The sequence below is a fragment of the Mangrovihabitans endophyticus genome, from assembly GCF_014646155.1.
GTDB lineage: Bacteria > Actinomycetota > Actinomycetes > Mycobacteriales > Micromonosporaceae > Actinoplanes > Actinoplanes endophyticus.
Genome location: NZ_BMMX01000022.1, coordinates 73,643 through 80,803 on the forward strand (window position 1 = coordinate 73,643; position 7,161 = coordinate 80,803).

The window sequence follows — 7,161 nt, forward strand, 5'->3', positions numbered from 1 at the left end:
GCGCACCGGACGGGCCACGCGCACCATCTGCAGATCGCGCGGCCCTGTTCGTAACGTGTGAGGTGCAGACTGCACAAGTGGAGTGGTTGCCCGTCGCCCAGGATGCCGCGGTCGGCGCCGCGCCGGTCGCGGTGCAGGCGGCCGGCGTGCCGCTGGTGGTGCTGCGGCCGGTGCCCGGCGGGCCGCCGGTGGTGTTCGCCGACCGCTGCCCGCACCGGCTGGTGCCGTTGTCCGCGGCCGTCGCCGACGGCGGCCGGCTGCGCTGCGCCTACCACGGCTGGGAGTTCGACGGCTCCGGCGCCTGCGTCGCGGTGCCCTCACAGACGGGCGCCCCGCCACCACGCGCCAGCCTGCCGGCCGGTCCGCGGGTGCGGGTGGCCGGCGGCACCGTGTTCGTCAGCGCCGCCGACGTGGCGGGCCTCCCGAGCGACCCCGGCGACCTGCTCACCAACGCCGAGCCCGCGCTGCGCCGGGCCTGGCATCCGGTCGCCCTGACCAGCGAGGTGCCCTGCGAGGTCACGCTGCTCGGCGAGACCTACCGGGTGGCCGTCGGCGGGGTGACGCCCCGGCCGTACGGCGTGCGGCACCGGTGGGGGCTGGTGTGGATCGCGCCGCGGGAACCGGTGACCGATCTGTTCGACGACCCGGACGGCGACGACGCGGCGTACACCGGCGCCTGGCTCCCGCCGGTGCGCACCCCGGCCAGCGCGGGCGTGGTGGCGGACAACTTCCTGGACGTGGCGCACTTCCCGTTCGTGCACGCGGGAACGTTCGGCGCGGCCGAGGCGAAGCTCGTCGAGCCGTACCCGGTGACGGCCGAGCCGCTGGGCTGCCGCAGCGTGCAGGAACAATGGTTCGACAACCCGCAGGACCCGGCGGTGACGGCCGGGCGGCGCCCGCTGCGCCAGCGCCGCCGCGCCACGTACGTGCACCGGGCGCCGTTCCAGCTCATGCTGCGCCTGGCGGAACTGGACGCGGGCGCGGTCAAGACGATCCTGTTCTTCGCCCAGCCGGAACACCGCGACAGCACCCGGATCTACACGAAGATGCTGCTGCACGGCATCGGCGGGGTGCGCGACCCGGCCCCGGACGTGGTGGCCCGGGAGGTGGCCTTCGAGGAAGCGGTGCTGGCCGAGGATCTGCGGCTGCAGCGGGCGATGCGGTTGCCGGGGCTGCCGCTGAGGCCGCGGGACGAGTTGCACGTCCGCGCGGACCGGCTGGGCGTGGCGCTGCGGCGTGCGCTGACCGCGTTCCTGGCGGAGGCCCGCTCATGATCGACCTGCTGCTGCGTGACGCGCTGGTGCGGGAGCCGGGCCGGGACGCCGGCCGGCGCCGCGACATCGGCGTGCACGACGGCCGCATCGTGGCGCCCGGACCGGCGCGGCAGACTCGCGACCTGGACGGCCGGTTGGTGACGCCGCCGCTGGTGGAACCGCACCTGCACCTGGACGCGGTGCTGACCGCGGGGCAGCCGCGGCACAACGTGTCCGGGTCGCTGTTCGAGGGCATCGCCATCTGGGCGCAACGCGTGGCCACGCTGACCGAGGCGGACGTGCGGCACCGGGCGCTGACCGTGCTGCGCTGGCAACTGGCCTGCGGCGTGCAGCACGTGCGCAGCCACGTCGACGTGTGCGACCCGGACCTGCGGGCGCTGCGCGCGCTGATCGAGGTGCGCGACGAGGTCCGCGGCATGATCGACCTGCAACTGGTGGCCTTCCCGCAGCAGGGCATCCTGTCCTTCGACGGCGGCGCGGACCTGATGCGCAAGGCGGTCGAACTGGGCGTCGACGCGGTCGGTGCGATCCCGCACTACGAGCTGACCCGCGAGGACGGCGTGGAGTCGGTGCGCTTCGCCATGGCCCTGGCGCAGGAGCACGGGCTGCGGGTGGACATCCACTGCGACGAGACCGACGACGAGCATTCCCGCTTCGTCGAGACGATGGCCGCCGAGACGATCCGCCGGGGCATGTCCGGCCGGGTGACGGCCAGCCACACCACGGCCATGCACTCCTACAACGCGGCGTACGCGTCCCGCCTGATCGCCAACATCGCCCGCGCGGGCCTGCACATGGTCACCAACCCGCTGGACAACGCGGTGCTGCAGGGAAGGTTCGACGCCGGTCCGGTACGCCGTGGGCACACCCGCGTGCGGGAGTTGCTGGACGCCGGCGTGAACGTCGCGATCGGGCACGACTCGGTCATGGACCCGTGGTACCCGCTGGGCCACGGCGATCCGGTGCAGGCCGCGTTCGTGCTCGCCCATCTGGGCCACATGAGCGGCGACGCGCACCTGCGCACCCTCATCGACATGATCACCGCCGCGCCCGCCGCCGCCCTCGGCGTGGCCGGCTATGGGCTTGACGTCGGTTCACCCGCCGATCTGGTCGTGTTCGACGCCAGGTCCGAGGCCGAGGCCCTGCGCCTGCAGGCGCCCCGGTTGCTGGTGCTGCGGGCGGGCATGGTGGTTGCCGCCACCGAGCCCGCCCGCAGCGTCGTGACCTGGCACGGCGAGCCTATGGATGTGGACTTCCGGTAGCCCGCCGGCGGTCCGCCCGCTCGCTCAGCGGACCACGGCCACCTCCTGCACGTCGCGGTCGCGCTGGAACCGGAACAGCACGGCGTACAGCAGCGCGGCTATCACGAAGCCGGCCTCGAAGGTGACGTCCCCGAGACCGGGCACCGCGGTCGGCACCGGACCCACGTACTGCTCCTGGTTGGAGAAGAGCCAAACGGACACGATGATGCCGGTCGCCATGGCCACCGCGCCCGCCCACGGGTTGTGTCCCCGGTCGTAGAGGAAGCCGTCCACCCGCTTGCCGCGCCGCAGATACCAGTCGGTGAGATAGACGGCCAGCCACGGGCCGATCCAGTAGGCGATGACGAGCAGGAAGCTCTCGTATTTGTGCCCGGCGTCGGACAGGCCGGACAACGCCAGCAGGAAGCCGAGCACCCCGAAGACCCCGGCCACGATGGCCCGGCGCAGGCTGAGCGGCAGGCTGATGCCCAGCGCCAGGAACGACATCGATCCGGAGTAGATGTTCAGCGCGTTGGCGGAGATGGCGCCCAGCGCGATGGCCAGCAGCGTCAGATCCGCGATCACGGTGGGCAGATGGCTGGTGAAGGCCGCGGTGGGGTTGTCGATGCCGGGCGCGGCGATGGTGGCCGACGCGGCGCCGACGATCTCCAGGAACGCGCAGGAGACGAAGACCCCCAGGCCGGCCCCGAGCCCGGTGGCCCGGCGGCTGGTGTCGGGGTCGAGGTAGCGGGTGTAGTCGGTGGCGTACGGGTTCCACCCGGCCGCGTACCCGAAGGCGGCGCCCACGGTGAGCAGGAACCCGCCGACGCCGCCGGTCCCGTCGGCGACCGTGGACGGCGCGGCCTTGCTGAGGGTGATGATCGAGGTGATGCCGAAGATCACGGCGAGCACCGGGAACGCGAAGCGTTCGAAGGCGTGCACCAGGTTGTGGCCGAAGAACGCCACGGCGACCTGCAGCAGCACCACCACGATCAGGCACAGCCAATCGGTCAGGCCGGTGAGGGTGGCCAGGGCGAGGGCGCCGCTGACGCTGTTCACCGCAAACCAGCCGACGCCCGCGACGACCGCGTTCAGGCCGGCCGGAAGGATATTGCCGCGGTAGCCGAAACCGATCCGGGACAGGATCATCTGCGGTACGCCCATGGCCGGGCCGCGGGCGGACAGGATGCCGTGGGTGGCCGAGCCGAGCGCGGTGCCGAGCACGATGGCGGCGACCGCCTGAGCGAAGGTCTGCTGGAAGTACAGCACCGAGATCACGCCGACGAAGACCGTCGCGAACTCGAGGTTGGGCGACATCCAGGTCCAGAAGAGGCCGAGCGGCCGCCCGTGCCGCTCGGCCAACGGGATGAACCCGGCGCCGCCCGGCTCCACGGCGGCCACCCGGGCGCCGTAGGTGCCTTCGCGTACCTCGGCCGAGACCTCGGCCGGAGCGTCCGTAGCTGTCATGGGGCACACCTTTCGCGACGATGCCCGCGGCACGGCTGCGGCCGTTCCTGCGCGAAGTAGACGCCCGTCGTGCTCCGGGCGCATTCCGGTCACGTTGCCGTGATGTTGCGGACGGTATCGATTGTCGCCAATTGGCGCGGTGGTTGACCGCTATCCGATAGGCGGGCAGCGTTGTCCCGGTGACTCAAGGTGAGTGACTGGAGGTCTCCGGATGACCACGCTTCCCGACCTGCCGATGCCCCGTGAGGACGAGTTCCCCTTCGACCCGCCACCGGAGTACGCCGCGCTGCGCACCGGCGACCCGGTGGTCAAGGTGTCCTGCCCCACCGGCATCGAGGCATGGCTGGTGAGCACGTACGAAGGGGTCCGTGACGTGCTCGGCGACGGACGCCGCTTCACCTCCCGGCCCGGCCAGGTGGCGCACATTCTGACGTCGTTCGATCCCGAATCGCCGGTGAACGGCGAGTTCTCCCGCCTGGACGGGCCGGAACACGTGCGGATCCGGCGCAACTTCGCCCCGCAACTGTCCCACGCCCGCCGGCTGGCCGAGCTGCGCCCGCTGGTGGAGGACATCGTCGGACAGGCGGTCGACCGTCTGGACGGCACCGCGCAGCCGCTCATGCTGCACAAGCCGTTCTCCCGGTGGATCACCACGGCGGTGATCGCCGAACTCATCGGGGTGCCGCCGGACCAGCGCTTTCTGCTGCACGACGCGGCCAAGGCGCTGTTCGACCCGGCCACCACGGCCGAGGAGCTGGACACCGCCCTGCAGCCGCTCTGGGCGTACCTCTACGGCCTGGTGACCACCCGCCGCGCCGCGCCGGGCGACGACGTGATGAGCCGCATGATCCGGCACTCGGCGGACAGCGACCGTCCGCTGACCGACCTCGAACTGGTGCGGATGAACGGCGCCCTGCTGGTGGCCGGCTTCGACACCACCGCGTCCATGCTCACCCACGGCCTGCTGGCGCTGCTGTGCCACCCGCGGGAGTGGGCGCGGCTGTGCGCCGACCCGGGCCTCGCGCCGTCGGCGGCCGAGGAACTCGTCCGCTACCTCGGCGTGGGCGTCGGGCTGATGCGCCAGGCCACCGAGGACACCCGGGTGTGCGGGCGGGACATCGCGGCGGGCGACTACGTGGTGGCGGCGGTGCAGTCGGCCAACCGCGACCCCGCGCTGCACCGCGACGGCGACGTGCTGGACGTGACCCGCAAACCCGGCGCGCACGTGGGCTTCGGGCACGGCGCGCACGCCTGCGTCGGCCAGCAGATCGCCCGCATGGAGCTGACCTCGGCGCTGCGCGCCCTGGCGACCCGGGTGCCCACGCTGCGGTTGGCCTGCCCGGCGGACGAGGTCGAGTTCAAGAAGGACAGTGTGGTGCGCGGCCCGGTCGACATGCCGGTCGCGTGGAAGGAGGTGGCGCCGCGATGAAGGTCTCGGTGGACCGTGACCTGTGCATCGGGTCCGGCATGTGCGCGATGACCGCGCCCGCGGTCTTCGACCAGGACCCGGAGGAGGCGGTGGTGGTGTTGCGCGACGAGAACCCGCCGCCGGTCCTGCACGACGCGGTCCGCGAGGCGGTGCAGCGCTGCCCGGCGGCGGTGATCCGGGCCGACGACTGAGCCCCGGCCCGCGTCAGCGCTGCCCGTCCGCGCCGGCGGTCAGCGCGGCTCGCGCAGCCGGTACAGCACCTCCCCGGCATCCGGCACGACGAGGGTCTGCGGGTCCGCCCGGTACGCCTGCACGTCCACCGCCGCGGGGGAGAGGTAGTCCAGACCGACCGCGCGCACGACGTGCTCCGGGATGCCGGTGGCCAGCGTCACGGTGACCCGGCCGTGCTCGCCGGTCTCCGGATCCCACGTGCCCGCGCCACGCAGATGGGTGGAGTGCGCCAGGTCGCCCCAGTGATGGTCGCGGAACCGGTCCCACTGCTTCACGAAGTAGTCCCGCACGTGGTATCCGATGTCCGCAACGGCCGGGTGCGTCTCGGCGATCGTGGTGATGTGCGGCGCGTACACCACGACCTGGCCGCCGTCGGCGACGATCGGCTCGACCTTGTAGAACCCCTTCGCGCCGGTCCACATGTCGTCGTACTTGCGCGGCACGATCGACAGCACCCGGCGCACCGGGGCGTCCAGGTAGCGGATGTGCGTACCGGCGGAGACGTCGGCGCACGCCGCCCAGGCGTCCGCGGGCGTGCCGAAGGACGCGGCGTGCAAGCCGGTGCCGCCGGACTCAACCACCAGGCACAGCGCGAGCTTCTCGGTGGGTATCAGCGCCACCGCGTCGTCGATCATCGCCCGTACCGGCGTGATCCCGCGCGTGCCGATGATGTCCGCGCTGGTGATCAGCGCCCCCAGCCAGTGCGAGAAGTCGATGATCTGCTGACCGGCCACGCCGGGCACGAAATACTTGGTGCCGCCGGAGAAGCCCACCACCTCGTGCGGGAAGACCGGGCCGACCACCAGGCACACGTCGTGCTCGACCACGGCGCGGTTGACCACCACGTCCACGGACTCGCGCAGCCGGCCCTCGGACAGGTCCGCGACCCGCCCGGCGGACAGGGTGCCGACGGTGGTGAGCCGCGCCGGATCCCACCATTCGTGGTTGCGCACCGTCACGCCCTCGTGTACGCCGAGGTGGCGGGTCAGGTGTTCGTCGCTCATCGCGGCGTGCGTGCCGAGCGCCACCAGCACGGTGATCCCGGTGGCGCGTCCGCGCAGCGCGGCGGTAACGGTTTCCAGCAGCATCGGCAGCGGACAACTGCGCGTGCCGTCGGGCACGATCACGCACACCGACCTGCCGTCCAGGGCGGCGTGATCGAGCTGCCGGGTGACGAACGCGCGCACCTCGTCATCGCGCAGAATCCGGCCCGTGCCGCCGATGGTCGCCGCGTCGCTCACCCCTCCACCCTGACACGCCCGCCCCGCCCGCGCCTGCTGCCCTCGCCTGCTGCCCTCGCCTGCTGCCCTCGCCTGCTGCCCTCGCCTGCTGCCCTCGCCCCGCCGCCCCGCCCTGCCCGTCGCCTCCGCTCCGCGTCTGGCCTGTGCCCTGCGTCTGGCCTGTGCTCCGGGTCTGGCCTGTGCCCCGGGTCTGGCCTGTGCTCCGCGTCTGGCCTGTGCCCTGCGTCTGGCCTGTGCTCCGGGTCTGGCCTGTGCCCCGGGTCTGGCCTGTGCTCCGC

Annotated in this window: 6 protein-coding genes; 4 read left to right on the forward strand and 2 right to left on the reverse strand. The window is 72.7% G+C overall.

The window, feature by feature from the left end:
- Window positions 1–77: 77 nt before the first annotated feature.
- On the forward strand, window positions 78–1,274 hold the full coding sequence (locus IEY73_RS21725) for a Rieske 2Fe-2S domain-containing protein (RefSeq protein ID WP_229716029.1): 1,197 nt from the start codon (window positions 78–80) through the stop codon (window positions 1,272–1,274).
- Window positions 1,271–2,536 (forward strand): cytosine deaminase, encoded by a 1,266-nt coding sequence (locus IEY73_RS21730; RefSeq protein ID WP_189081116.1) that lies wholly within the window; start codon window positions 1,271–1,273, stop codon window positions 2,534–2,536. Before IEY73_RS21725 ends, IEY73_RS21730 begins: the two co-directional genes overlap by 4 nt.
- Window positions 2,537–2,560: 24 nt before the next feature.
- Here IEY73_RS21730 and IEY73_RS21735 read toward each other — a convergent pair whose 3' ends face one another.
- Window positions 2,561–3,982, reverse strand: a complete 1,422-nt coding sequence (locus IEY73_RS21735) for a purine-cytosine permease family protein (protein WP_189081117.1) — start codon at window positions 3,980–3,982, stop codon at window positions 2,561–2,563.
- A gap of 211 nt (window positions 3,983–4,193) precedes the next feature.
- Here IEY73_RS21735 and IEY73_RS21740 point away from each other — a divergent pair, with 211 nt between their 5' ends.
- Complete coding sequence (locus tag IEY73_RS21740) at window positions 4,194–5,411, forward strand: cytochrome P450 (RefSeq protein ID WP_189081118.1); 1,218 nt, start codon at window positions 4,194–4,196, stop codon at window positions 5,409–5,411.
- Window positions 5,408–5,602 (forward strand): ferredoxin, encoded by a 195-nt coding sequence (locus IEY73_RS21745; protein WP_189081119.1) that lies wholly within the window; start codon window positions 5,408–5,410, stop codon window positions 5,600–5,602. Before IEY73_RS21740 ends, IEY73_RS21745 begins: the two co-directional genes overlap by 4 nt.
- Before the next feature lie 39 nt (window positions 5,603–5,641).
- On the opposite strand, the gene IEY73_RS21750 is transcribed toward IEY73_RS21745, so the two are convergent.
- Window positions 5,642–6,883: a lactate racemase domain-containing protein gene (locus IEY73_RS21750; RefSeq protein WP_189081120.1), complete on the reverse strand. Its 1,242-nt coding sequence runs from the start codon at window positions 6,881–6,883 to the stop codon at window positions 5,642–5,644.
- Window positions 6,884–7,161: the final 278 nt, after the last annotated feature.

Coding starts and splice junctions, on each gene's coding strand:
- IEY73_RS21730 (WP_189081116.1), top strand. CDS start 1,271: ATGATCGACCTGCTGCTGCGTGACGCGCTGGTGCGGGAGCCGGGCCGG.
- IEY73_RS21735 (WP_189081117.1), bottom strand. CDS start 3,982: ATGACAGCTACGGACGCTCCGGCCGAGGTCTCGGCCGAGGTACGCGAA.
- IEY73_RS21740 (WP_189081118.1), top strand. CDS start 4,194: ATGACCACGCTTCCCGACCTGCCGATGCCCCGTGAGGACGAGTTCCCC.
- IEY73_RS21745 (WP_189081119.1), top strand. CDS start 5,408: ATGAAGGTCTCGGTGGACCGTGACCTGTGCATCGGGTCCGGCATGTGC.